Source organism: Virgibacillus sp. FSP13 (assembly GCF_054048505.1).
The window spans coordinates 34,320-59,072 of the sequence record NZ_JBSVKG010000014.1; the positions used below are offsets into that span (position 1 = coordinate 34,320).

Consider the following 24,753-nt stretch of genomic DNA (forward strand, 5'->3'; position numbering starts at 1 on the left):
TGTATGGGACATGGGACAGGCCCCTTGTCCCATTTTAAAAAATATACGTAAACCAAAATTTTAAACGAGGTGTTTGGATTGGGTAAAAATAAGCAATTTGTAGAAAAGGTAACCGCAATGGAGGATGATTTCGCTCAGTGGTATACCGATGTGGTAAAACAGGCTGAACTTGTTGACTATGGAACAGTCCGCGGAACGATGGTTATTAAGCCTTATGGTTTTGCCATTTGGGAAAATATTCGTGACGAACTGGATCGGAAATTTAAAGAGACAGGACATTCGAATGTTTATTTTCCATTATTTATTCCGGAAAGCATGCTGCAAAAAGAAAAGGATCATATCGAAGGCTTTGCACCGGAAGTAGCCTGGGTGACACACGGTGGTGAAGAAGAATTAGCGGAACGGATCTGTGTTCGTCCAACTTCGGAGGTGCTTTTCGGTGAATATTATGCAAAAAATATTCATTCTTACCGTGATTTGCCAATGCTTTACAATCAATGGAGCAATGTCGTTCGCTGGGAGAAGACAACACGCCCATTCCTACGTACATCGGAATTTTTATGGCAGGAAGGTCATACTTGTCATGCTACAGGTGAGGATGCCCAGGAAGAGACGGAAAGGATGCTCGGTGTGTATGCCGATGTCTGTGAAAACTATTTGGCGATCCCTTTAATTAGCGGACGAAAAACGGAGAAAGAAAAGTTTGCCGGAGCTGATTACACATTAACAATTGAAAGCCTAATGCATGATGGTAAGGCATTGCAATCTGGTACGTCTCATTATTTAGGTACCGGATTTGCAGAGGCATTTGATATTCGTTACTCGGATAAAAACGGTGAACAAAAACCAGTTCATCAGACTTCATGGGGAATGTCAACTCGTATTATGGGTGCATTGATCATGGTCCATGGTGACAATCGTGGCTTGGTAATTCCGCCAAGGATCGCGCCGACACAAGCTATGATCGTGCCAATCGCCCAGCATAAAGAAGGGGTTTTGGATAAAGCATATGATTTGCGGGATCAGCTGAAAAATATTGCCCGTATTGATATCGACGCGAGTGACAAAACACCAGGGTGGAAATTTAACGAGTCTGAGATGAAGGGAATTCCGGTCCGCATTGAGTTAGGGCCAAAGGATATTGAAAAAGAGCAGGTTGTTCTTGTTCGTCGGGATACAGGTGAAAAAGAATTTGTTGCATTGCGTGAGGTGGACGACCGTTTGCCTGCACTATTGGAGGAAATTCAACAAGGTCTGTATGATAAAGCATTAGCACATCGTAACGAAAAAACATCCGTCGCAACAAACATGGAAGAATTTAAACAAACGCTTGAGCAAACAACCGGCTTTATTAAAGCGATGTGGTGTGGAGATCAGGCTTGTGAAGAAAAAATTAAAGAAGAAACAACAGCAACATCTCGCTGCATTCCATTTGAACAGGAAAAAGTCGCTGACACATGTGTATGTTGTGGAAAGAAAGCAAAAGAGTTGGTTTATTGGGCAAAAGCATATTAATTTTAAAAAACCGAGTGCTTGAAAAGCTGCTCGGTTTTTTTACATCAACCCCGAATGAGATCAAAGAAAATTCTATAGGTCATCATGCTTCCAGATAAATTAATGGAAGGGTTATGTTACCCTCTTAACGCTTTCTCAATATCTTTTTTTATGCTTTCAGGCTTAGTTTGAGGAGCATACCGATTGATGACATCACCGTTTTTGCTGATTAGGAATTTCGTGAAGTTCCACTTAATCTGCTTCGTCATCAGACCTGGTGCTTCCTCTGTTAAAAACGTGAATAAAGGATGCGCTTTTTCCCCTTTAACATCTACTTTGCTAAACATTGGAAAGGTTACCCCGTAGTTTCGTTGACAAAAGCTCGAAATTTCCTGGTCATTACCGGGATCTTGATGATGAAATTGATTGCATGGGAAACCAAGTATCTCAAATCCCTGTTCGTTATAATCTTCATAAAGCTTCTGTAAATCGGCAAATTGTGGGGTGAATCCGCATTTGCTTGCTGTATTTACAACTAGAAGTACGTTCCCTTTATAATTCCCTAAAGATTTTTCTTCACCACGTATTGTTTTGACAATGTAATCATAAATACGAACGATAATCATCGCCCCCTTTTGTTAAAGATTAGCAACCTATTAATCAAGTGTCAAAGGATGTATTTATTTTATGAATTTTCTTAAAACTTGAATAGCAGGTGAAAAAAAGTTAAAATATATAATAAAACGTTTTCAACTAAAAATGAAAACGTGTTTTATGCAATTGCTGTGACAAGCAATTTGTTCTAAATAAAAAACGTAAAAGGGGGAGTTTAGTTTGAAAAGGAAAACATTATTTTTATTGGTCCTAGTTCTTACTATCGGCATGATTTTGAGTGCATGTGGTGAGAGTGGTAAAGGTTCCAGTTCTGATTCTGGTTCAGATGATGGTGGTGACAAGGAAGCAAAAACCAATCTAACCTTGGGAACTGGTAGTGTCGGCGGTGTTTATTATCCATTAGGCGGCGAAATGTCTACGCTTTGGAAGGATAACATCGATGTAGATGGCTTTGATGTTAGTTCAGTAGAATCCGGGGCCTCTGTAGAAAACATTGCTAAGATTCAGTCTGGTAACTATCAACTGGGAATTGCCCAAAACACTACTTTAATCAGTGCTGTTAATCAAACAGGCGAATTTGAAGGAAAAGAGATTGATAATGTAGCAGTAATTGCTTCACTTTATCCAGAAGCAGTGCAAGTTGCTACTTTAGAATCAACTGGTATTGAATCAATTGCCGATTTAAAAGGCAAAAAGGTTGCAATTGGACCTCCAGGTGGAGCGACTCGTGAAGCAGCTGAATTAATTTTGAAGGCATATGGTATTGAAGAAGGCGACTATGAAGCATATGAAGAAGGTTTTGGTGATGCAAAAAGTAAATTGCAAAACGGAACAATTGATGCTTCCATTGAAGTAGTGGGTGTTCCATCTTCTTCAACAGATGAATTGCAGGCATCTACAAAAGAAGTAAAGCTTCTCAGTATTGAGGGAGATGCTTTACAAGAGGTAGTTGATAATAGTCAATATGAGGCATATACAGTTGAGCCTGGAACGTATGATTGGCTAGACGAGCCAGTACAGACAGTAACTGCGATGGCATTGCTCCTTGGTTCAAAAGATCAGGTAAGTGAAGACCTTGCTTATGAACTTACGAAAACATTGGTTGAAAAAGCTGGTGATATGTCGATCGAGCAAAAAAAATTAATTACAAAAGACAGCATTTTAACTGGTGTAGGTGATTTGCCAATCCATCCAGGAGCTCAAAAATATTTTGATGAAGCTGGTATTGAATAACAAAAAGAACCGGACGCTATTGTCCGGTTCTTTAACCTCAAAAATCATGTGAATGGAGGGTAAAACGGGTGGCTACACAGAATTCAAAAGAAATCGATAAGCATGAACTGATGGCCAAATACGATAAAGAAAGTACTTTTCGTACAAATTTAGGTCCATGGGGTTGGGTAACACTTATCATTGGTGGAGCGTTAACTATTTTTCAACTATATACGGCATTTTACGGCTCTAAGGTATCCATCATCCAAGGTGCAATTCACCTTGGTGCAGGATTAAGCCTAGTATATTTGCTGTATCCAATAAAATCATCAATGACAAAACGTAGAGGTGTTCCATGGTACGATGCTTTACTAGCTCTAGCAGCACTAGGCACTAACTTTTATATTATTTATCATTATGAGCGTTTAATTAACGATGCTATTATCTTTGGCTTTACAGCAATTGACCAAATTGTAGCGACTGCAGGAATTCTACTTTTATTAGAAGCAACAAGACGTGTTGTTGGACTTCCAATTGTTATTATTGCAATTATCGCGTTATTATACGGTCTTTTTGGCCAATATATTCCAATTATAGGACATGCTGGTTATGACTGGCCTTCGCTTGCAACAGAGATGTTCTTTAGTTCAAGCTCCATATTTGGTACCCCTATTCAAATTTCATCCACGTACATTTATTTGTTCCTATTTTTCGGGGTAATTTTGGTCAAGACAAATATTGGACAGTTTTTTAATGATATTGCATTACGGCTCACAGGAAAATATACTGGTGGAACAGCAAAAGCAGCTGTAGCAGCCAGTGGACTACAGGGAATGGTAAGTGGGAGCTCCGTTGCGAATACGGTCGGTTCCGGTTCATTTACGATTCCAATGATGAAAAATGCAGGATTTAAACCCCATTTCGCTGCGGCTACAGAGGCTACAGCATCAACAGGTGGACAGATTATGCCACCGATTATGGGTGCCGCTGCTTTTATTATGGCATCATATACAGGAGTTCCGTACAATGAGATTATTATAATTGCGATCATCCCAGCGGTTCTCTATTTCTCAGGTGTATTTTTAGGTACACACTTTGAAGCAAGAAAGCAAGGTATTTTGGGACTTCCAAAAGAACAATTGCCTAAATTAAAGAATTTAGTCAAACGACTGGATTTATTTTTGCCACTTATTATAATTGTTGGTTTCCTACTTGCTGGGAAAACACCAACTTTTGCAGCATTATTCGCGATTGTTACTGCATTTGTTATTAGTTTTTTCAGAAAAGATACGAGAATGTCATTTAAAGGTATTATTAAGTTACTTGAAGAAGGAGCTAGGACTGCGCTCCCGGTTATCGCTGCCTGTGCGACAGCAGGGATTATTGCAGGAACGGTAACTACCACAGGGTTAGGACCAAAAATCGCAGGCGGAATTATTGAGCTTGCACAGGGTCAATTCTTCCTTGTCATGTTTTTCACGATGGTAGCATGTATCATTTTAGGTATGGGCTTGCCGACAACAGCAAACTACGTTGTTACAGCAACAATGGCAGCACCAGCTTTATTGGCATTTGATGTTCCGGTGATCGCGGTTCATATGTTTGTGTTTTACTTTGGTATTGTCGCAGATATTACGCCTCCAGTCTGTTTGGCAGCCTATGCAGGAGCTGGAATAGCAGGTGCGAACCCAATGAAAGCTGGGGTGACTGCTGTTAAACTGGCCATTGCTGCGTTTATTATTCCATACATGTTTGTTTCGCAACCTATCCTGCTATTACAGGGGGATGCGAACGTAATGAATGTATCGATAGCGGTTATTACAGCTTTACTTGGAATGGCAAGCATTAGTGCAGCATTGATTGGTTATTTTGTTCGTTCGGTAAACTGGCTAGAGCGAATTATCATGATTGCCGCTGGATTGTTGCTTGTATATCCAGATATGAAGTTCTCATTGGCTGGACTAGTGATTTTCGGTAGTATCGCCGCAATTCAAATGATTAATAAGAAAGCAGATAAGAACAAAAGACAAATTGCCTAAAAACTGGGACATGGGGACAGGTTAGGTGTCCCATTTCCCAGCAATCCATAAAAAAAGACGTCTCATAAGGGGACGTCTTTTAAAATATTATGCTTCTTGTTTCATGTTTTCTTTTTCAATAATCTCCAATCTTTGTTGAATTTCATCTGGAGATAAATTATGTTCCTTTATATACATGTTGCGTGGGCTAACCCGGCATTCATGTGTACATCCACGCATATATTTATGCTCGTTTTCTTCTGAGCAGAGAATTTGTTTATTACAATCTGGATTTGCACAATTGACATAGCGCTCACAAGGTTTACCATCGAAATAATCGACACCTACAACGACATGCTCATTCTGGTTAACTGGAACGGAAATGCGCTCGTCAAATACATAACATTGACCATCCCATAATTCTCCTTGAACCTGTGGATCTTTGCCGTATGTTACAATCCCACCGTGCAGTTGTCCTACATCCTCAAAACCTTCTTTTAGTAACCAGCCCGAGAATTTTTCACAACGAATTCCACCAGTACAATACGTCAAGACTCTTTTACCCTCGATAAGATGTTTGTTTTCTTTCACCCATTGGGGAAGCTCACGAAATGTTTCTACGTCAGGTCGAATAGCGCCACGGAAGTGACCTAGATCGTATTCGTAATCGTTGCGCGCGTCTAATACAATTGTATCTTCATCCTGCATCGCTTCGTAAAATTCATTTGGCTCAAGATATTTGCCTGTTGTTTGATGTGGATCAATATCTTCATTCAATCTGAGTGTCACAATTTCTTTGCGGTGACGCACATGCATTTTCTTGAATGCGTGACCATCATGCGCATCAATTTTGAAGACCATATCAGCAAACCTTGGATCATTCTTCAATGTTTCCATATATTTTTTGGTTTGTTCAATAGTTCCGGAAACTGTACCATTGATCCCTTCATGGGCAACTAAGACACGTCCTTTTAATTCTAGGTCTTTACAAAATTGCAAATGCTGCATGGTAAATTCCTCAGGATCCTCAATTTGGACATACTTATAGTACAATAACACCTGATATTGTTTACTTTCTTCCATTTTATTTACCACCTATCATTCATATTTGCAAGATATAAATGTTTGGTAGTCCGTATTTTTTTATAATCTTGCAAGAGAATATTTTATCAATACTTAAGGTTTTTGGCAACTGCAAACATGCGTATAATGTAGATGCTGGTGTATGCTGGATAATTCTGTGCGGATGTAGGTGCAATCGTAAATATTTGTGATAATTATAGTTACTTTTAAAATACGGGAGTGACAGAAACCCCAAGTTATTACAAGGCGTTTATTTATAACTGTGAGAATATTAAAATATCAGATGATGAGGGAGGAATTCTCAGATGGATAAGCGAAAACTCCACGTATGGGAACCTGTTGGGAAAATTAATGGTGAATTACATTTAATGGGGATGGAGTACCCGGTAGGTGGTTTACAATTAAAGTTTGAGGACGATTCTGGAATAGGATATAAATTCATCTATGATCGGGTTGTTGATGGCTGGTGTGTATGGTCTTGTCGCTTTTCAGAGGAATGGACAAGAGGTGATTTATCTCTTATAGCATCTGAGGCTCGAAAAGAAAAATTCGGTGAAGATAATCAAAATTGCTTCTTCTACAAAATGACCAATTCAGAATTTGTTGAGTGGTATGATCAGTTAATTGGCCCTGGAAGTGAAATGTACCCCCATATTGAACATCATATTTATTTCACGTCAGATGATACTTTTGAAGTATTGAGTGAATATGAACCAAGAGTCATCGTTACGGAACTAAGTGAACAAGGGAAGGAAGAATCCGATAATGATGAAAATAGGTAATAAAATGTTTTAGCTGCAGGTGTGTTTGAGAATGTAGACCAATTGTGAGAGTAACGGTCTATGTGTAACATTTGAATTATGAAAATAGTTTGACGGTATTAAAAATATTTGACTAATCCGATAAGTGTTAATTTCTTTCTGGAAAATGTAACAAATAACTTGTAATTTCGTTTAATAAGGGGTAAAGTTGAAAGTAGCAAAAGGAAATTGAAGTTTGAATAATACTTTACGATCTCTTTATCAAAGTGGTGTAAAAGTATTTATGATTCAATTACTTTGCACGATATTTGTATAAGGAGGTCATTTTAATGACTGGTAAAGTAAAATGGTTTAACGCAGAAAAAGGCTTCGGTTTCATCGAACGTGAGGACGGAGACGATGTATTCGTACATTTCTCAGCTATCCAAGCTGAAGGATTCAAAACTCTTGAAGAAGGTCAAGACGTTGAATTTGAAATCGTTGAAGGTAACCGCGGACCACAAGCAGCTAATGTTGTTCGTCTATAATAAATAACTTGAAGAGAGCTTATCCTTTTAGGGTAAGTTCTTTTTTGTATAAAGAGTTTGTTCAACCCGAAAGTAGAAACATCGGCGCCAGAGCGAGAACATCGTCCCGAAAGTAGGAACATCGGCGCCAGAGCGAGAATATCGTCCCGAAAAGCAAAACATCGGCGCGAGAGCGAGAACATCGTCCCGAAAAGCAGAACATCGGCGCGAGAACGAGAACATCGTCCCGAAAAGCAAAACATCGGCGCCAGAGCGAGAACATCGTCTCGAAAACAGAAACATCGGCGCCAGAGCGAGAACATCGTCCCGAAAACAGGAACATCGGCGCCAGAGCGAGAACATCGTCCCGAAAAGCAAAACATCGGCGCCAGAGCGAGAACATCGTCCCGAAAGTAGGAACATCGGCGCCAGAGCGAGAATATCGTCCCGAAAAGCAGAACATCGGCGCGAGAACGAGAACATCGTCCCGAAAAGCAGAAAAACATTGCTTAAATAAACTCACACATGAAACCTTTCCATAAATCACAATCTGCATTATGATGTAGTTAGGATTATCATATAAAAGGGAGTGTAGGAATAGATGGCTTCATTTGATTGGCAAAAAGAAGCACAAGAACAGTGGGATAGTCGTGCTGCATTCTGGAATGAAAAAAGCACCGGCATGTGGGATACCGGGAGCCGAAGGGATATTGTTCCTTGTATAGAAAAGTACCTTACGAAAAAGGGGAAAATTTTAGACATTGGTTGTGGTGATGGGTATGGATCCTATAAATTACATAACGTGGGGTATCAAGTTACAGGGGTTGATCTGTCTACAGAGATGATTCGTCGTGCTAAGGATCGTGTTCCGAATGAGGAAATTGAATTTTTGCAAGGAAACGTTATGAACTTGCCGTTTGACAGTAACAGTTACAACGGCGTGATGGCAATTAATGTTTTGGAATGGACGGAACAGCCAGCAATAGCACTAAAAGAGTTGCAACGTGTTTTAAAAAAAGACGGACTTCTATGCATCGGAATTTTAGGACCGACAGCCGGACCACGCGCAAACAGTTATTCGCGAGTTTACGGGGAAAAAGCAATATGTAATACGATGATGCCCTGGGAATTCCAACGACTGGCATCTGAGAGTGATTTTGAGTATATAGATGGGTTTGGTGTTTATAAAGAAGGCGTTAAAAAAGAAAATTATCAAGGACTATCCCGTGAATTGAAACAGGCGTTGTCATTTATGTGGGTGTTCATGTTCCGAAAAGTTGGTGAAGTATAATGGATAAGAAAGAAGTGGAACAAAAGGTTATTAAAAGTTACCAAGATGATGAGAAAATGATGATCTTGATTTTCGCTCAGTGGTGTATAAATAGTTATCTGGAACCAAAAGATTTATATATGGAGGCTTATCCAACTCAGGGGAAAAATCATGCATTGGACGAAGCGCTGGAGTTAACCGTTCCAAAGGCAGAGTCAGAGGAAATCCCCGATCAAACAGTTCTCAACGTGCTCCAGCTTTTTGGTAATGATGATTTAGCCTTTATCGTCCAAGCAGAAATCGATAAACGAGAAGGATAAGCTGATATTTTCCTACCTATCAAATAATTTTATTAATGCCTGTGTTCCGCTATCACTCTCTCCGCTTGCCGCTAATTCCTTATACAGTCTGAGGGAGAGGGATAAACCAGGGGTGGCCATGCCCATCTCTTGTGCGGATTCCAGTGCAATTGTCATGTCTTTGATAAAATGTTTTACGAAAAAACCTGGGGAATAGTCACCCTCAATCATTCGTGGTGCTAAGTTTGATAATGACCAACTACCAGCAGCTCCAGTTGTAATACTATCCAAAACACGAACAGGATCAAGGCCAGCCTTCTTTGCGTATACAACTGCTTCACATACTCCGATCATATTGGAGGCAATGGTGATCTGGTTGCAAAGTTTGGTATGTTGTCCAGCACCAGCTTTCCCTTGTAGGATGATTTGCCCACCAATTACGTTAAAGATTGGCAGAAGTTTATCAAATACTGCTTGATCACCTCCGGCCATGATTGCTAATGTGCCGTTTTTAGCACCAACGTCACCACCAGAAACAGGAGCATCTAATGTATAAATGTTTTTTTCAGAAGCGATTCCCGCAATCTCTTTTGCCAATGCGGGCTTAGAGGTTGTCATATCAATTACATATGTACCTGCCTTTGCATTATTTAGAATGCCCGTTTCGCCAAAATAAATTTCCTCTACATCTTGTGGGTAGCCAACCATAGTAATAATAACATCCGCTTCTTGTGCTAACTCAATAATCGTATTTTTCCACAAAGCACCATTGTCAAGAAGATGTTGTGCCTTTTCCTTTGTCCGGGTATGAATTACTAAAGGATAACCCGCTTTCATTAGATTTTCGGCCATGCTCTTTCCCATGACGCCTGTTCCAATGAATCCGATTGTTGTATCTTTTGTCTCCATCGTATCGCTACTCCTTTTGTTTGGTATACATTGCTATTTCGACAAAGATAATCTAAATTCCTTTTGATTTATGGTATATTTAGTAAAAAGTCAAAAGGATGTGGGGAAAGTGTGGTATATAAAGTCATTTCAGGAGATTCCTGCAGAAGAGTTGTATCAGCTTATCAAAGCACGAATTGATGTTTTTGTTGTGGAACAAACCTGTCCATATGAAGAGTTGGATAATAATGATCAAGATGCAATCCATTACTTCCTAAAAATTGATGATGAAGTTGCTGCTTATGTACGGATTTTGCCAAAAGGTTTGAAATATCCCGAAGCCTCAATTGGAAGAGTGTTAGTTGTCAAAAAATTCCGTGGCAATGGGTATGCAAAACAAATTATGCAAAAAGCAATAGCATTTGTGAGGGATGAATGGAAGGAAAATAAGATAAAAATACAGGCACAGGAATATCTACAACATTTTTATGCTTCTTTTGGATTTGAACAAATTTCAGATGTTTACTTGGAGGATGATATTCCCCACGTTGACATGATTTGGCGTGAGAAATAAAGAATCAACTCCGCTGTTCTACACATAGTATAATTAGCAATCATTTTAAAAGGAATGGAGGCTAATGAATGATCACAAAGGAGCAATTAAATAGATGTAAAACAGCATTAGTGGAACGGCAAAATCAACTGATTGATCATGTACAAGATCATTTTGGCTTACAATATGAATTTTCTCAGGAATCAATCGGGGAGTTATCGAACTATGATAATCATCCGGCAGATCACGGTACTGCATTGTTTGAGCGAGGGAAGGATTTGGCATTAAATGAACATGCCGAAGAAGAACTCGAGGAAATAAATGAAGCACTTCACGCTATCGAGCAGGGGACATATGGCATTTGCAGTAAATGTGGTACGGATATACCGTATGAGCGTTTGGAAGCAATTCCGACAACAGATGTTTGTATCGATCATGCTTCAAATGACACGTTCGAGCATAGTCGCCCGGTGGAAGAAAAGGTATTTAGTCCGAATATAAACCCTAACGATGCCGGTGATGAAGTCGAAACAGGTTATGATGCAGAAGATGCCTGGCAGGATGTAAGTCGTTATGGTACCTCAGATTCACCCTCCGATATATATGGTGACCAAGAAGATTATAATGAAGTTTATCCGAATAGCGATGAGAATGTTGGTGCTTCAGAAAACGTAGAAGAGTTTTTAGCAGCCGATATAGATGGTAAATACAGCGGTGTCACCCCAAACCATAATAAATATGAGAAAGAACTTGATGAAGAATAATATTTTCTTTACTTATGAAAAATACACAAGTCAGTTTAGGCCGCTACTGACTTGTGTATTTTTTTGGAATAAAAAATTGTAATAAGGACGAAACCAATTGGGTAATTATTCCGTATTACATAAAAAGGAGTGAATCCCAATGGAGGAAAATAGAGGATGTATTAAATGTGGCAGTACCGATGCGGATAAAAAAGAGGTGGCGATGACTGGTACTGGATTATCAAAGATGTTTGATGTACAAAATAACCAGTTCATTGTTGTTTACTGTAAAAACTGCGGATACTCGGAGTTTTATAATAAACAAAGCTCAGCAGGAAGTAATATTTTTGACTTTTTCTTCGGGTAATGAACAAAAAGGGGCCCTTACCAAAAACGGTAAGAGCCCTTTATTGCGTTAATACCCACCAAACATACCACCTAATAATGTTCCAACTATCGATTCAATAAAAGATTGGATGAAAAATCCGAATACAAGTAAAGAAATAAAGTAAATACCTAGCAAAACGTAAATTCGATCAAATCCAACAGCTGGTTGTTCCAGCAAAATTAGTGTAGGAGCAATTAATAAAGCACCTAACACACTAATTAGAATAAATAGTGCTGATAGTGAAGTGAGATCTACTAAAGCAAATAAAAAACCAACTGTAAATAATAATAAGAATGGAATTAAATAACCGCCGTATTTTGCTAATACATCCATAAATGTTAAAGCTTGTGCAGCGAATTTCACTCCTGCAAATGTTAATGCAGCAACAAGCACAAATAAAATGATGAATTCGATTAGGGGCACAACAAAGCTGTCGAAAAATGACATCGATGGCCCGCCGAAAAAACCTGTTGGAATGGTACTAATGGATAAATGATAGCCTAAAGCAATTAATAATGAAAATATAACAATGGTTGTTACACTTGAGATCCAATCATTGCTATTTGCCTTCTTTGCCTCACTTGGACCTTTAACCAGTGTTACAAAAAAGTGACCGAAGTTTGCTCCAGCAGTTTTCAGCTTATCTACTGCTTCATTTGATTGGTAACTTGCTTGTTCCTGATGCGGTTCTTGGCTTGGCGGGTGAACATCGTTAGTGTTGATTGTTGGATCAGCAGCAGCTGCATATTCATCATTAGGCAGTTGAGCACCACAATTTGTGCAAAATTTTCCTTCCTCTGTTTGCTGTCCGCAATTAGAACATTGCATTACATCACTTCCTTTTGAATGGTGTTGTTCTTCTAGTTTAATATACTTTCGACAAACTTTTCAAAAATCCTTTATAAAAGAAGAATTCCGTACATAAAAATATAGTGGTTGGCGAAAGTACACATTACAATTATTATATCGGTTAATTATAAAAAAAGAAGAAGATTCACTTTTTTGTTAGGCTGTATTCTAGGTAGAGAGTTTTTATGAAAAGAGCCTTTTATTAAGAGGTATGGATAAGAAAGACTCCGGCATACGCTCAATGGATAAGGCGTTGCCGAAGTCTTTCTAAAGTTGCTTTTTATTTTGTTTCTCGTTCGGTAAGCGTTAATTGAATAGTTTTTGGCTTGCCGTTTCGGTAAATCTCCAAGTTGATCTTGTCACCAATATTTGTTTCGGAATACATGTATTTTCGTAAATCTAATAAAGAAGTTATTTTCTTATCATTAATTTTCGTGATAACGTCAAATTGTTGTAATCCTGCTTTGTCTGCAGGTGATCCAGCTTCAACATTTGCGATTACCATACCACCGTCAACTTTTTCTGGAAGCTGTACGTTTTGACGATATTGCGTTGGGACTTGATCAATTGATGCTGTGCTAATACCGATAAATGGACGTGCTATCTCGCCATCTGTTTCAAGCTGTTCGATAATAGGGACTGCTGAATCAATCGGAATGGCAAACCCGATTCCTTCTACCGTTTCTTTGGCAATTTTCATCGAATTAATTCCAATCACTTCACCGTCTCCATTTACTAAAGCACCGCCACTGTTTCCGGGGTTAATTGCTGCATCTGTTTGAATAACTTCGGTAATCCAATCGGGCTGTCGATCACCATTTGTATCGATTTCAATGTTACGTTGCAGACCACTAATGATTCCTTTTGTAACCGATCCAGAGAACTTCATACCTAAAGGGTTACCAATTGCGATAACAGTGTCACCAATGTGTAGATCACCAGAGGAGCCCAATTTTGCTACTGTTTTAATCTTACTACCATTGATTTGTAAAACTGCCAAATCTGTTAGGGAGTCAGCTCCTAATACCTTGGCTTTGATATGTTCCTCATTATTAAGAACGACATCAACTTCTTCTGCACCGTCGACAACATGATTATTTGTCACAACATATGCCTTTCCATCTTCTTTTTTGTAAATAATTCCGGAGCCTGATCCAACTTCTTGGCTTGGTGACCAAACACTCTGCTGCTGCTTATTGATAATGCCAACTACAGCCTTGGAAGTTTCATTTATATCCGAAGCAATATCAGCATCACCGGAAGCGATCGTTTTGGAAATTGCCGGTTGTGCTTGTTCATCACCACTTGAACTTGATTCACTGCTATTTGTGTTGCCTGTGGAATTAATTGGAATCACATTTGTAATGAACAGTGCAGCAACAATAACTGCCGAAATAACACCACCAATTACTCCGCTTAATAATGGATGGGACTTTGATTTTGGCTTATTTGTTACTTTATTTCCTTTTGAAGGCTTGGTTAGGCCAGGATCCTTCTCTGCATGGTAATGATTTTGTTCATGCTGTGCCTGATTAGCCTCCTCCACTTCATTAGTTGGCTGTTGGCTATTTTGTTGTTCATCTTGATTATGATGTTCCATTTAAATCACCTTCTTGAATAATTAGTATTACAATGATTATTGTACATGGCTGGTTTGGAAGGAATTTAGAATAAATGTAGAAAAAGTATGGAATTCCCTTTTCATTTTTCTTATTCCCTGTTTTGTGTAAAAATAAAAGTATATTAGTAAAACTTGACATTTGCTCTGTTTTTTGCAAATTAGAAGTTTTTCTTTGAGAGGTTGTTCAAAAAGTCACCAAATAATAAGCGGCGAATTTCTCGTTGGCTTTCAAAGAACTTCTGCTAAAAACCGCCCACGTCAATAGCCAACGCTGAAGTCAGCACGTCTTGTGCAAGCCCCTTCCTCATGTGCTTATTTATGTACACTCCGGGGCTCAAAGCTACGTCGCCTCGACCTACCTTCTTGCTTCTAATTTGGCAACTTTTTGAACACGCATTTTGAGGGGGTTCTAAATGAATTATCATATTGGTGTTGTAGAAGATGATACAAATATCCAAAATATCGTTTCTGCCTACTTGAAAAAAGAGGGTTTTATGGTAACAGTCCAAGACAATGCTGAGGATGCTTTCGATTTATGGCAAACACAGCCTCCGGATTTGTGGATCTTAGACATTATGCTACCAGGTATGGATGGATATGACTTTTGTAAAAGGATTCGCCAAGAGAGTGAAGTCCCAATTATCATTATTTCAGCGAAGGATGAAGAAGTCGACAAAATTCTTGGGCTTGAACTTGGAAGTGATGATTATTTAACGAAACCGTTTAGTCCACGTGAGTTAATTGCACGTGTGAAACGTTTATTAAAGCGAACAAAGCTAACGTTGGAAACAAATCAACCAACACAGGAAAAAGTAAAAGTAGAAAATTTATTAATATATAAGAATGATCGACGTATTTTCTGGAATGGACAAGAACAGGAAGTAACTACAAAGGAATACGACATGATTTTACTGCTGGCTGAGAATGTAAACAGAGCCTTTTCCCGTGAAGAATTATTGGTGAGTGTATGGGGAGAGGACTACTTTGGTAGTGATCGAGCAGTTGATGATTTGGTGAAGCGAATTCGTAAAAAACTGGATGGTATTCAACTGGAAACGGTTTGGGGCTATGGGTATCGTCTACGTTCTGAAGAGGAATAGGCATGAAACTTCAACATCAGTTAAACGCTGCATTTACGACATTATTACTGGTTATTCTGGCTGTTACCGGATTTGTAATTTACTCGTTAATACTCGATTTATTGGTTCAAGATGAGCAACGGCAGCTTAAGCAAAAGGGAGAAATCCTTGTCAGTATTCTCAACGAAGAATATGGTGCACAACAAAATATTCAGCAGTTCGGTGACTTCCTGCAGGATAGAGATTTGCAATTATTTATGTACGATCGAAAACAGAATAGAGTTCTCGATTCGACCATGTCCAAACGAGTTGAAAATGGTTTTTTTGCAAATAATGATTTCACTGATCAAAGTGAGGAACTATGGGAATATGGTAATGACAAGTATGTAACATCGAGAATCTTGTTTTATCCCCAAAGTACAGGACTAGAGCTGATTTTGTTAACCCCGTTAAAAGATTTACAAGTAGTGCAGCACGATTATTTTCAACGGTTATTAATTGTTTTTATCATCGGGGCTATTGCTGCCATTATACTAAGTTATTTTCTTACTAATAAGTTAGTTACCCCTTTATCAAAATTAAAATGGCAATTGAAAAAAATTGAGAAACGGAAATTTGATCAGATCGAGCGAATTCAAGCAACGGGTGAAATTAAAGAAGTAGAGCAAAGTGTGTTCGATATGGCAGATGAACTCCAGCGGTACATGAAGTCACAACAGGCATTCTTCCAAAATGCAAGCCATGAGCTAAAAACTCCACTGATGACGATTCAGGGATATGCAGAAGGAATTCGTGACCGTATTTTTGATGAAACAGATGAGGAAAAAGGCTTGGAAATCATGGTTACCGAAGTTAAACGGTTGAAAAAAATTATCAACGAAATGATTTTACTAGCGAAATTAGATAGTGAACAAACCGTATATCAGCCAGAAAAAATCGATATTTCTGATTTAGTTGATCAAGTGATGGACCGTGCATTGCCGTTTGTCAATGAGCAAGGGGTAACGATAAACCATAACGTGGAACCAAGTGTGACACTTGTTGCTGATCAGGAAAAACTGTTGAGGGCGTTGTTAAATATAACATTTAACGGGATTCGTCATGCAGCAGATCAAGTAATTATAAATGCAAAAAAACAAGATGGAAAAATCATGATTACCATTGAAGACGATGGTGACGGGATTCCAGATGAATTAATTCCACATATTTTTCACAGGTTTGTGAAAGGTAAGAATGGAGAAACTGGATTGGGATTAGCTATTTCACGGGCAATTGTTGAACAATCCGGTGGTAAAATTACAGTAGGGAAGTCGGATTTAGGTGGGGCTAAGTTTGTTCTGTGGTTTACCGAATAGTGTAAAATGCAAAAAATAAATTTTTATGATGTAGAATTATGTGATATAATAGTATGGTTTGAGTTATCTCACCTTAATAAGCAGTAAGATCAGCATTCTAATTAAAAGAACAAGTAGGAGCTTAACTGCCAATCAAGGTCCGATTCGTTTAACCAACAGTAGTGGGGGATCCCCATTTCATGTTGTAGTTTTACTTTATTCGTAACGAAAGAGGAGCGTACTTTTTATGCAATTAAGAGAAGATATTCGGAATATCGCGATTATCGCCCACGTTGACCACGGTAAAACAACACTTGTGGATCAATTATTGAAATACTCGGGTACTTTTCGTGAAAATGAGCATGTGGATGAACGTGCTATGGATTCAAATGATATTGAGCGTGAACGTGGTATTACCATTTTGTCGAAGAATACCGCTATTAAATATAATGATACGTCCATCAATATTTTAGATACACCAGGTCACGCCGACTTTGGTGGTGAAGTCGAACGTATCATGAAAATGGTTGATGGTGTACTTTTAGTCGTTGATGCATATGAAGGCTGTATGCCACAAACTCGTTTTGTGTTGAAGAAAGCATTGGAACAAAAATTAACACCAGTAGTTGTTTTAAATAAAATCGATCGACCTAATGCTCGTCCAAATGAGGTCATTGATGAAGTGTTAGATTTATTTATCGAATTAGGTGCAGATGATGAACAATTGGAATTCCCAGTTGTGTATGCATCGGCATTAAATGGAACTTCCGGAGAAGAGCCAGAAGATCAACAGGAAACAATGGAACCCGTTTTTAAAACGATAATGGAACATATTCCTGCACCCGTGGACTCTGCTGATGAGCCGTTACAATTTCAAGTAACGTTGCTTGATTACAATGATTACGTGGGGCGAATTGGAGTTGGGCGTGTTTTTCGCGGTAAAATAAGTGTCGGACAACACGTTGTTGTTATGAAAAAAGATGGGACGAATAAGTCATTCCGTATCAGTAAATTATTTGGCTTTATTGGTTTGAAACGGATTGAAATTCAAGAGGCCAAAGCTGGAGACATTATTGCGATTGCTGGAATGGATGATATTAATGTGGGAGAAACGATATGTCCACAAGACCATCCTGAAGCATTGCCAATACTCCGGATTGATGAACCAACATTGCAAATGACTTTCCTTGTAAATAATAGTCCATTTGCGGGAAAAGAAGGCAAATATATTACATCAAGAAGAATTGAAGAACGGTTAATGAAACAGTTGGAAACTGATGTGAGTTTACGGGTCGAACCAACTGAATCCCCTGACGCATGGACAGTATCAGGACGTGGCGAATTACACTTGTCTATTTTGATTGAAAATATGCGTCGTGAAGGCTATGAATTACAACTATCGAAGCCAAAAGTTATTATTAAAGAAATCGATGGTCAAAAATGTGAACCAGTTGAGCGTGTACAGGTTGATATCCCTGAAGAATATACTGGTGGGGTTATGGAATCACTAGGTGAACGAAAAGGTGAAATGATTGACATGGTTAATCAAGGAAATGGACAAGTTCGCATTGAATTCAAAGTACCATCACGTGGATTACTTGGATATACAACTGAATTTATGTCCCAAACACGCGGTTATGGAATTCTGAACCATACATTTGATTCCTATGAGCCATTTTTCAAAGGTCATGTTGGCGGCCGCCGCGAGGGAGTTCTTGTTGCATTAGAAAATGGTAAAGCATCCACATATGGTATTATGCAACTAGAGGACCGTGGCGTCATATTTGTCGAACCTGGAACAGAAGTTTATTCTGGAATGATTGTTGGCGAGCATAATCGTGAAAATGATATTACTGTCAATATTACAAGGGAAAAACACTTAACAAACGTGCGATCAGCAACGAAAGACCAAACAGCAACAATTAGAAAAACAAGAAGCATGTCACTTGAAGAAGCAATCGAGTATTTAGGTGATGATGAATATTGTGAAGTAACACCAGAATCGGTTCGTTTACGTAAGAAAATCCTAAACAAAAACGAACGCGAAAAGGCAGCAAAAAGATCAGTTTAAGTTAATATTTTCCGGAAAAGTATGAACGAATGTATACTTTTCCGGTTTTTTATCGGAAATAAATCCTTGAATTGACTGTGACGGCCAAATAATGGGTGTGAAAATATCAATGACAGGATATCCTGAAGTCAAGGTTTACTGTCTTTAGGTATTAATAGAAAAGCGCTGTTTGCTAAATGCAAACAGCGCTTTTCTTTAATTGTGATTCTTTCCCTTTTTTTCATTTGGAATATACTTTGTGAAATAGGCTGCGAAGATTAGACTGATGAACGATAGCCCCCAAGAAGCAATACCACTCCATTGCTTATCAAATCGCAAACCAACAATTAATATTATAGCACTAAGAATAAGAAACATTGTAGATAAATACCGCTTCATTTGTAACACCTCGGTTTAATAAGGGCTCAAATTTTTTGTTATAAAATAATTACCTTTATAGTTATAACATAGGCTTTTCTCATTTACAATGCAAAAAATTCTAGTGACCTGCAACATCTCGTCTGGTAAAGAACAACCATGTGACAGCTAGGAAAATCACATAATACACAGCGAGCACGGTAATTGAAAAACCTAGTGACATACCCTCTATCAATGGTTCACCATATGCATATTGCTGTAAATTTGTGTTGGCAAATAAAATGTATTTTGCAAAGGCCTTATCTGCAAAGAAACCAACAATAGAACTACCAGCGAACATAAGGAAGATTGCTAAGCCAATTGCAAGTGAACTTTGGCGGAAAATGGCTGATATCATAAATGCAAATGTTGCCATCATTAACAGCGTTACTAGTTGATAGCCGTATCCTTCCACAATCCTTTCCATAACAGAAATATATTCAAATCCACCACCACTCATTTTATTTTGGACAATGTGTGGATCCATTCCATTTACACCGAAAAGAATAGCGCCGACAATCCATGAAAATACTAAAACAGTTAATAGTGTTAATAATGCGAATAACAAGACTGATATATATTTAGAAAGTAAAATTTTAGTACGCGATATTGGTCTGATCAGTAGTAGTTTTATTGTTCCCCATTTAAATTCATTGGCAATAATTCCTGCAGCTACAATGATGGTGAATAATGTTACTAATGATAATAACATTTGATTTTCCATAACAAATTGCCATGCATCATATTTCGATGGTTGAATATCATGTTCCAAGTAATAATTATTTTTAGCAATTTCACTGGAGTTAAACCCGCTCATTGCATCCTCTTTTTCCATTTCTTCAGTTAGGGAAGCATTTTCTTCTTGTAGTACTTCACGCCAGTCATCACCTTGGTATTTATCGTTAAGATTAGCAAACGAGTTTGTCATAAGTCCTATCCCAAGAATAATTGCGGCCAGGAGAAGATACATGACCCAAGTTGATTTTCGGATGTAAATTTTTATTTGCTCATTGTAAAGTAGCTTGAAAAAATTACTCAATTGTATTCTCTCCAATCAAATCGAAAAATTTGTCTTCAAGCGATGCTTCGGCAGCATTGACTTGATAGACAGAAATATCCTGGTTTACCAGTGTTTGAATTAGCTTGGGAACGTGTTCTTTCTCGCTCTGAAATAGAAGTACGCCATCTTTAATTGTTGCATCGATACTATGATCCGTTTTTAATAGCTCTTTAGCCTTTTCTGCAGGCGTTACTTCCATTTGTACTTGAATTTCCTGCTTTTCGTTAGGGATTGCATGCAGATCCTGTGTCGTAATTAATTCACCATTTTTAATAATACCGATGCGATCACACATTAGTTCAACTTCCGATAAAAGATGGCTGGAGATGATCACTGCAACATGATCCTGTTCAGCTAACTTCCTAATATATGTACGAATCTCTCTAATACCAGCGGGGTCCAATCCATTGGTAGGTTCATCCAATATTAATATTGATGGCTTATGCAATAAGGCTTGGGCAATTCCTAGGCGTTGACGCATTCCTAATGAATATTTGCCAACCTTATATTTAATTGCCTTTTCTAGCCCAACGAGTTGGATAACCTCATTTATTCGTTCTTTGGTCACTCCAGGATTCATTCGCGCGTAATGGTTTAAATTTTGGATACCGCTCATAAACGGATACATCTCTGGGTTTTCGACAATTGCCCCGATTTCGCGAGCAGCTTGTTTATAATCGGTTTTAATGCTTTTGCCTAAAATCCGAATATCACCGCTAGTAATGTTCATTAATCCGACCATCATCCGGATAGTGGTTGTTTTACCAGCACCATTAGGACCGATAAATCCAAATACTTCGCCAGGATTAATAGAAAACGATAATCCTTTAATAATTTGTTTGTTACCGATCGTTTTATTAACATCAAGTAACTGCATTGCTGGTTCTGACATTTTTTCTTACCTCCATTTCATGTTCTCTATTAGTATATACGATAACATATCTTGAAGGTTTCACCCATTTATAATTGACATAAAAAATACACCCTACTTTGTAAGCAGGGTGATTTATTTCAACTAAACATCCAGCGCGAAGTTAAGTATTTCCCATGGCACCAAGTTTTCACTTTATCAATTCGGGATTTTCTCGTTTTGCTTCTCTTACTTTAGGCTTCCGGTAGTTACCAGCAATATCGGCTTGCTTAAACTCTTTTGCGTAATGCACCTCTTGGGCATCGGAAAGTTGTTTGTTTTTGGTTGGTTGATATTGTGTATTTCGCATGATTAATTATCCTTTCTAAAAATTATCGTATTCTATTAAATGCATTCCCGATTTATATAACCTAAAACATAATCGTTTCGTGATGGAGGAATCAAATAGGATGTATTCAAGATATATTATCCACGTGTTAAGATGGAGAAAAAGACCTAGGGGAATTACGAATGAAAATGAGAAAATTATCCGTCTTAATTCTAGTATTTATTTTTTTAGCTGCATGTGCTAGTGATAAAAATGTAGATACAAAACTGGAGAAGCATAGTGAAAAAGAGGTAACGAAACTTGAACCAAAGGAAACGGTGAAACAAATTACACTTTCAGCGATTGGTGACATACTTATTCATGATCGAGTATACAATGATGCAGAAGTGGGAGATGGGTATGATTTTCTACCAATGCTAGAGAAAGTTAAACCTTTTTTAAATGACACTACAATTACCATAGCGAATCAGGAAACGATGATCGGCGGTAAGGAAATTGGATTGTCCTCTTATCCTGCGTTTAATAGTCCGGTTGAGGTTGGCGATGCATTAAAAAAGGTTGGAGTCGATGTGGTGTCGATTGCCAATAACCATACATTGGACCGTGGAGAGGAGGCAATCCACCGTGCAATAAGTAATTGGGAAGCCATCGACATGATGTACACTGGTGCTTATAAAGATAAAAAGGATAGTGAAGATATACGAATCTATCAAACAGATGAGGGGATATCTGTAGCTTTTCTTGCTTATACGTATGGAATAAACGGGATTCCTGTTCCAGATGGGAAAGATTATTTGGTCAATTTAATCGATAAAGAGGAAATGGCTAGTGCAATTAACAAGGCGAAAAAACAAGCAGATGTGACGGTACTGAGCCTTCATTTTGGAAATGAATATGAACGCTTGCCGAATGATGAGCAAAAGGACCTTGCACAATTTGCCGCTGATAATGGTGTGGATGTAGTTATCGGTCATCATCCACATGTATTGCAGCCGCTGAAATGGGTGGAGGGTAAAAATGGTAACAAGACACTTGTCGCGTATTCACTAGGTAACTTTTTATCTGGACAGGATGAACGATATAATCGAATTGGTGGGATTTTGAAGTTTACGATTAAACAGATTACTAGTGTGGATGGGGAAAAGAACGTTGAAGTAACCGATCCGAAGTTCATGCCGACATTTGTAAGGTTTCACAACGAAACAGATTATAGGGTTGTGCCTATGTACCAGCTTACAAATGAGGAATTGAAAGACGCAAATAAACAATATCAGGAGATAAAAGAGCATATGTCACAGTGGATGCCTGAGCTTGAGTTTATGGAGAAATAAGGCTAGCAATAAGGAGTTGGTTTGATGAACGAAGAATATTTTGTTGGATGGGGTACGTTATCATTGATTAATGCAGGTCTGGCCCAAGGAAAGAATAGAAGTGGCTTAAACTGGTTTCTTGCTTCCTTGTTTCTTGGGCCGATTGCGACATTTATATTGGTGATGGTTGAGAAAAGACCTTACCAAGATGATTAGTGGATTGGTATGCATTTTTTAAAAATATTTTGAGAAATGAATCTGGTGGTTTTGTAATGGATGAATGAAAGAAAATGATTAATGACTTGCAAGGGGATTATAGTGTAAAAATAAAAAAGAGGTATGATATTCAAGTGAATAGTTTGAAGTTCGACAGAGTAACGTGTTAACAAAAAACAGACTTTTCGGTGTCTTATTAATCGAACTATAGTATAATAGAATGAAGACAGTGAAGCAGGGTGAGGCGCACATCCCTTAACAGACGGGAGGTGTGGCAGTACATCCCCAGGAAAGAGAGGGGGTGAATGCCTGTGATACCAATTGATAAAGCGCTAGAGTTGATGATTTTGTTTGCAACTCTTGCAGTATTGATTGTGAGCAGCCATGAAAAAAAGTAATCACCCTGTTGACTTAGAATCCGGGTGATTACTTTTCCCTATAAAAAGTCGCCACATCCTATGGTAACTGTCTAGAGTCGTAAGTTACTGCTTACGACTCGTTTTTATTATTAGCCTTCTAATTTTATTGTATGCGATTAACCAAAGAAATACAACTTTTAATCTTGATTTTATTTTAAGTGCGTGTTCAAAAAAGTTGCCAAATTAGAAGCAACGTCGACACTAGCACGTCCTCGAAAAACGTGCGATGTATCGCTGTCGTAGCCTTCCTTGTCCTGTGCGTCGAAGATCGAGGCGCGTAGTCTTGAGGACCGGAGTGTAGCCAAAATCTACATGAGGACCGGACTTGCACAGGACGTGCTGACTTCTGCGTTGGATATTGACGTGGGCGGGTTTAGTAGAAGTTCCTTTGCCACCAACGAAGCGATTCGCCGCTTATCATTTGGTGACTTTTTGAACAACCTCTATAAAACTTCATATATAAATAACAAACATTTTTTGGTATGATAACGTTATGTGTAATAGAAAATGGGTGATGAGGAGTTAACTAAATGGAATGGAAAAATATTTATCGCGGCATGCTGATGGGCGCAAGCGATGTGATTCCTGGGGTCAGTGGGGGAACAATCGCTGTTTTGCTTGGCATCTATGATCGGCTAATCGCAGCTATAAATGGGATCTTCAGTAAGGATTGGAAAAAGCAACTCAGCTTTTTAATCCCGCTAGCGATTGGGGTCGGGATCGCAATTTTATTATTAAGCCGACTCATTGAATGGTTGTTTGAACATTATGCAGGGCCAACACAATTTTTCTTTTTAGGCCTGATCATTGGGATTTTGCCATACTTATTTCATCAGGCGGATGCTAAAAGTACTTTTCATACGAAACATTTTGTGCTATTGGTCATTGGGGCCATACTTATAGGTTCTATGGGGTTTTTACAACCAGATGAACCTGCAGTAATAAAAGATATTACCATGTCCACCTATATCCTGCTATTTTTTTCCGGGTTCATTGCTAGTAGTGCAATGATTTTACCAGGGATTAGTGGCTCATTTATGCTTTTGATAATTGGTGTCTATCGAACAATTAACGGAGCGATTAGTAATTTACAACTTGATATCCTTGCTGTAACAGGTGTGGGAATTTTGATTGGAATAGTCGTTATGAGCAAAATCATTCATTTCTTTTTAAGCAACTATCGAATCGGTACATTTGCTTTGGTAATCGGATTGGTGATTGGATCCATTGTGGTTGTGTTTCCAGGATGGCCAACAACGATGCCACTGTTATTTCTAAGTGTTGCAGCATTTGCGATTGGGCTGTTTGTCGCTTATGTTCTCGGCCGGGTTGAATATACGGATTAGAGCAAACTATAAGACATTCCAGC

General features: G+C 38.5%; 25 protein-coding genes. 17 read left to right on the plus strand and 8 right to left on the minus strand.

Translation table 11 applies throughout. The annotated features are described in order from the left end of the window. The first annotated feature begins 117 nt into the window (after positions 1 to 117). Positions 118 to 1,515: a proline--tRNA ligase gene (proS, locus tag ACW2QC_RS12690; RefSeq protein WP_457544398.1), complete on the plus strand. Its 1,398-nt coding sequence runs from the start codon at positions 118 to 120 to the stop codon at positions 1,513 to 1,515. Between the two features lie 116 nt (positions 1,516 to 1,631). Here proS and ACW2QC_RS12695 read toward each other — a convergent pair whose 3' ends face one another. Next, on the minus strand, positions 1,632 to 2,120 hold the full coding sequence (locus ACW2QC_RS12695; RefSeq protein WP_457544345.1) for a glutathione peroxidase: 489 nt from the start codon (positions 2,118 to 2,120) through the stop codon (positions 1,632 to 1,634). A 208-nt stretch (positions 2,121 to 2,328) separates the two neighbouring features. Here ACW2QC_RS12695 and ACW2QC_RS12700 point away from each other — a divergent pair, with 208 nt between their 5' ends. Continuing rightward, positions 2,329 to 3,342 carry a TAXI family TRAP transporter solute-binding subunit gene (locus ACW2QC_RS12700; protein WP_457544346.1) on the plus strand — a complete coding sequence of 338 codons (1,014 nt, stop codon included), beginning with the start codon at positions 2,329 to 2,331 and terminating at the stop codon, positions 3,340 to 3,342. 110 nt (positions 3,343 to 3,452) lie between these two features. Beyond that, positions 3,453 to 5,360, plus strand: coding sequence for a TRAP transporter permease (locus tag ACW2QC_RS12705; RefSeq protein WP_457544399.1), 1,908 nt, complete (start codon positions 3,453 to 3,455; stop codon positions 5,358 to 5,360). Between the two features lie 87 nt (positions 5,361 to 5,447). Here the strand turns inward: ACW2QC_RS12705 and trhO are convergent, their stop codons facing one another. Then, complete coding sequence (gene trhO / locus ACW2QC_RS12710; protein WP_457544347.1) at positions 5,448 to 6,422, minus strand: oxygen-dependent tRNA uridine(34) hydroxylase TrhO; 975 nt, start codon at positions 6,420 to 6,422, stop codon at positions 5,448 to 5,450. Positions 6,423 to 6,727: 305 nt separating this feature from the next. Between trhO and ACW2QC_RS12715 the strand changes: the two genes are divergently transcribed. The 5 genes from ACW2QC_RS12715 (at position 6,728) to ACW2QC_RS12735 (ending at position 9,279) form a co-directional block, all read left to right on the plus strand. Then, on the plus strand, positions 6,728 to 7,204 hold the full coding sequence (locus ACW2QC_RS12715) for a hypothetical protein (protein WP_457544348.1): 477 nt from the start codon (positions 6,728 to 6,730) through the stop codon (positions 7,202 to 7,204). A 308-nt stretch (positions 7,205 to 7,512) separates the two neighbouring features. Beyond that, the gene (locus ACW2QC_RS12720; RefSeq protein WP_017795660.1) at positions 7,513 to 7,710 is read left to right on the plus strand and encodes a cold shock domain-containing protein; all 198 of its coding nucleotides are present in this window, start codon (positions 7,513 to 7,515) and stop codon (positions 7,708 to 7,710) included. 57 nt (positions 7,711 to 7,767) lie between these two features. Then, entirely contained in the window at positions 7,768 to 8,106 is a 339-nt protein-coding gene (locus ACW2QC_RS12725) for a hypothetical protein (RefSeq protein WP_457544349.1), read from the plus strand. A gap of 184 nt (positions 8,107 to 8,290) precedes the next feature. Further along, on the plus strand, positions 8,291 to 8,980 hold the full coding sequence (locus tag ACW2QC_RS12730) for a class I SAM-dependent methyltransferase (protein WP_457544350.1): 690 nt from the start codon (positions 8,291 to 8,293) through the stop codon (positions 8,978 to 8,980). Then, entirely contained in the window at positions 8,980 to 9,279 is a 300-nt protein-coding gene (locus tag ACW2QC_RS12735; RefSeq protein WP_457544351.1) for a hypothetical protein, read from the plus strand. Before ACW2QC_RS12730 ends, ACW2QC_RS12735 begins: the two co-directional genes overlap by 1 nt. Positions 9,280 to 9,291: 12 nt before the next feature. Here ACW2QC_RS12735 and ACW2QC_RS12740 read toward each other — a convergent pair whose 3' ends face one another. After that, positions 9,292 to 10,167, minus strand: coding sequence for an NAD(P)-dependent oxidoreductase (locus ACW2QC_RS12740; RefSeq protein WP_457544352.1), 876 nt, complete (start codon positions 10,165 to 10,167; stop codon positions 9,292 to 9,294). Between the two features lie 70 nt (positions 10,168 to 10,237). Between ACW2QC_RS12740 and ACW2QC_RS12745 the strand changes: the two genes are divergently transcribed. From ACW2QC_RS12745 to ACW2QC_RS12755, 3 genes are all read left to right on the plus strand, one after another. Further along, the gene (locus ACW2QC_RS12745; protein WP_457544353.1) at positions 10,238 to 10,720 is read left to right on the plus strand and encodes a GNAT family N-acetyltransferase; all 483 of its coding nucleotides are present in this window, start codon (positions 10,238 to 10,240) and stop codon (positions 10,718 to 10,720) included. A gap of 68 nt (positions 10,721 to 10,788) precedes the next feature. Further along, on the plus strand, positions 10,789 to 11,463 hold the full coding sequence (locus tag ACW2QC_RS12750; RefSeq protein ID WP_457544354.1) for a TraR/DksA C4-type zinc finger protein: 675 nt from the start codon (positions 10,789 to 10,791) through the stop codon (positions 11,461 to 11,463). Between the two features lie 139 nt (positions 11,464 to 11,602). Continuing rightward, positions 11,603 to 11,809: a zinc ribbon domain-containing protein gene (locus ACW2QC_RS12755; protein ID WP_457544355.1), complete on the plus strand. Its 207-nt coding sequence runs from the start codon at positions 11,603 to 11,605 to the stop codon at positions 11,807 to 11,809. A 48-nt stretch (positions 11,810 to 11,857) separates the two neighbouring features. On the opposite strand, the gene ACW2QC_RS12760 is transcribed toward ACW2QC_RS12755, so the two are convergent. Together ACW2QC_RS12760 and ACW2QC_RS12765 are read right to left on the minus strand one after the other, a co-directional pair. Then, positions 11,858 to 12,658, minus strand: coding sequence for a hypothetical protein (locus ACW2QC_RS12760; RefSeq protein WP_457544356.1), 801 nt, complete (start codon positions 12,656 to 12,658; stop codon positions 11,858 to 11,860). A 301-nt stretch (positions 12,659 to 12,959) separates the two neighbouring features. After that, a complete protein-coding gene (locus tag ACW2QC_RS12765) occupies positions 12,960 to 14,279 on the minus strand; it encodes a S1C family serine protease (protein ID WP_457544357.1) in 1,320 nt (439 codons plus the stop codon). Positions 14,280 to 14,713: 434 nt separating this feature from the next. Here ACW2QC_RS12765 and ACW2QC_RS12770 point away from each other — a divergent pair, with 434 nt between their 5' ends. The 3 genes from ACW2QC_RS12770 to typA all read left to right on the plus strand — a co-directional run bounded on the left by ACW2QC_RS12770 (position 14,714) and on the right by typA (position 18,784). Further along, the gene (locus ACW2QC_RS12770; RefSeq protein WP_457544358.1) at positions 14,714 to 15,400 is read left to right on the plus strand and encodes a response regulator transcription factor; all 687 of its coding nucleotides are present in this window, start codon (positions 14,714 to 14,716) and stop codon (positions 15,398 to 15,400) included. A 2-nt stretch (positions 15,401 to 15,402) separates the two neighbouring features. After that, entirely contained in the window at positions 15,403 to 16,734 is a 1,332-nt protein-coding gene (locus ACW2QC_RS12775) for a sensor histidine kinase (RefSeq protein WP_457544359.1), read from the plus strand. A gap of 226 nt (positions 16,735 to 16,960) precedes the next feature. Continuing rightward, a complete protein-coding gene (gene typA / locus ACW2QC_RS12780; protein ID WP_457544360.1) occupies positions 16,961 to 18,784 on the plus strand; it encodes a translational GTPase TypA in 1,824 nt (607 codons plus the stop codon). 478 nt (positions 18,785 to 19,262) lie between these two features. Here typA and ACW2QC_RS12785 read toward each other — a convergent pair whose 3' ends face one another. From ACW2QC_RS12785 to ACW2QC_RS12795, 3 genes are all read right to left on the minus strand, one after another. Further along, positions 19,263 to 20,219, minus strand: coding sequence for an ABC transporter permease (locus ACW2QC_RS12785; RefSeq protein WP_457544361.1), 957 nt, complete (start codon positions 20,217 to 20,219; stop codon positions 19,263 to 19,265). Continuing rightward, positions 20,212 to 21,132 carry an ABC transporter ATP-binding protein gene (locus ACW2QC_RS12790; RefSeq protein ID WP_457544362.1) on the minus strand — a complete coding sequence of 307 codons (921 nt, stop codon included), beginning with the start codon at positions 21,130 to 21,132 and terminating at the stop codon, positions 20,212 to 20,214. The genes ACW2QC_RS12785 and ACW2QC_RS12790 overlap by 8 nt, the downstream gene beginning before the upstream one ends. 169 nt (positions 21,133 to 21,301) lie before the next feature. Further along, entirely contained in the window at positions 21,302 to 21,460 is a 159-nt protein-coding gene (locus ACW2QC_RS12795) for a YfhE family protein (protein ID WP_457544363.1), read from the minus strand. Positions 21,461 to 21,621: 161 nt separating this feature from the next. Between ACW2QC_RS12795 and ACW2QC_RS12800 the strand changes: the two genes are divergently transcribed. The 3 genes from ACW2QC_RS12800 to ACW2QC_RS12810 all read left to right on the plus strand — a co-directional run bounded on the left by ACW2QC_RS12800 (position 21,622) and on the right by ACW2QC_RS12810 (position 24,730). Beyond that, positions 21,622 to 22,770, plus strand: coding sequence for a CapA family protein (locus tag ACW2QC_RS12800; protein ID WP_457544364.1), 1,149 nt, complete (start codon positions 21,622 to 21,624; stop codon positions 22,768 to 22,770). A gap of 24 nt (positions 22,771 to 22,794) precedes the next feature. Continuing rightward, the gene (locus ACW2QC_RS12805; RefSeq protein WP_457544365.1) at positions 22,795 to 22,965 is read left to right on the plus strand and encodes a hypothetical protein; all 171 of its coding nucleotides are present in this window, start codon (positions 22,795 to 22,797) and stop codon (positions 22,963 to 22,965) included. A 949-nt stretch (positions 22,966 to 23,914) separates the two neighbouring features. Then, entirely contained in the window at positions 23,915 to 24,730 is an 816-nt protein-coding gene (locus ACW2QC_RS12810) for a DUF368 domain-containing protein (RefSeq protein WP_457544366.1), read from the plus strand. Positions 24,731 to 24,753 lie beyond the last annotated feature (23 nt).

Excerpts from the sequence above, each read along its gene's own strand:
- proS (WP_457544398.1), top strand. The coding sequence starts at position 118 with ATGGAGGATGATTTCGCTCAGTGGTATACCGATGTGGTAAAACAGGCT.
- ACW2QC_RS12695 (WP_457544345.1), bottom strand. The coding sequence starts at position 2,120 with ATGATTATCGTTCGTATTTATGATTACATTGTCAAAACAATACGTGGT.
- ACW2QC_RS12705 (WP_457544399.1), top strand. The coding sequence starts at position 3,453 with ATGGCCAAATACGATAAAGAAAGTACTTTTCGTACAAATTTAGGTCCA.
- trhO (WP_457544347.1), bottom strand. The coding sequence starts at position 6,422 with ATGGAAGAAAGTAAACAATATCAGGTGTTATTGTACTATAAGTATGTC.
- ACW2QC_RS12715 (WP_457544348.1), top strand. The coding sequence starts at position 6,728 with ATGGATAAGCGAAAACTCCACGTATGGGAACCTGTTGGGAAAATTAAT.
- ACW2QC_RS12720 (WP_017795660.1), top strand. The coding sequence starts at position 7,513 with ATGACTGGTAAAGTAAAATGGTTTAACGCAGAAAAAGGCTTCGGTTTC.
- ACW2QC_RS12730 (WP_457544350.1), top strand. The coding sequence starts at position 8,291 with ATGGCTTCATTTGATTGGCAAAAAGAAGCACAAGAACAGTGGGATAGT.
- ACW2QC_RS12735 (WP_457544351.1), top strand. The coding sequence starts at position 8,980 with ATGGATAAGAAAGAAGTGGAACAAAAGGTTATTAAAAGTTACCAAGAT.
- ACW2QC_RS12740 (WP_457544352.1), bottom strand. The coding sequence starts at position 10,167 with ATGGAGACAAAAGATACAACAATCGGATTCATTGGAACAGGCGTCATG.
- ACW2QC_RS12745 (WP_457544353.1), top strand. The coding sequence starts at position 10,238 with ATGGTATATTTAGTAAAAAGTCAAAAGGATGTGGGGAAAGTGTGGTAT.
- ACW2QC_RS12750 (WP_457544354.1), top strand. The coding sequence starts at position 10,789 with ATGATCACAAAGGAGCAATTAAATAGATGTAAAACAGCATTAGTGGAA.
- ACW2QC_RS12755 (WP_457544355.1), top strand. The coding sequence starts at position 11,603 with ATGGAGGAAAATAGAGGATGTATTAAATGTGGCAGTACCGATGCGGAT.
- ACW2QC_RS12760 (WP_457544356.1), bottom strand. The coding sequence starts at position 12,658 with ATGCAATGTTCTAATTGCGGACAGCAAACAGAGGAAGGAAAATTTTGC.
- ACW2QC_RS12765 (WP_457544357.1), bottom strand. The coding sequence starts at position 14,279 with ATGGAACATCATAATCAAGATGAACAACAAAATAGCCAACAGCCAACT.
- ACW2QC_RS12770 (WP_457544358.1), top strand. The coding sequence starts at position 14,714 with ATGAATTATCATATTGGTGTTGTAGAAGATGATACAAATATCCAAAAT.
- ACW2QC_RS12775 (WP_457544359.1), top strand. The coding sequence starts at position 15,403 with ATGAAACTTCAACATCAGTTAAACGCTGCATTTACGACATTATTACTG.
- typA (WP_457544360.1), top strand. The coding sequence starts at position 16,961 with ATGCAATTAAGAGAAGATATTCGGAATATCGCGATTATCGCCCACGTT.
- ACW2QC_RS12790 (WP_457544362.1), bottom strand. The coding sequence starts at position 21,132 with ATGTCAGAACCAGCAATGCAGTTACTTGATGTTAATAAAACGATCGGT.
- ACW2QC_RS12795 (WP_457544363.1), bottom strand. The coding sequence starts at position 21,460 with ATGCGAAATACACAATATCAACCAACCAAAAACAAACAACTTTCCGAT.
- ACW2QC_RS12800 (WP_457544364.1), top strand. The coding sequence starts at position 21,622 with ATGAAAATGAGAAAATTATCCGTCTTAATTCTAGTATTTATTTTTTTA.
- ACW2QC_RS12805 (WP_457544365.1), top strand. The coding sequence starts at position 22,795 with ATGAACGAAGAATATTTTGTTGGATGGGGTACGTTATCATTGATTAAT.
- ACW2QC_RS12810 (WP_457544366.1), top strand. The coding sequence starts at position 23,915 with ATGGAATGGAAAAATATTTATCGCGGCATGCTGATGGGCGCAAGCGAT.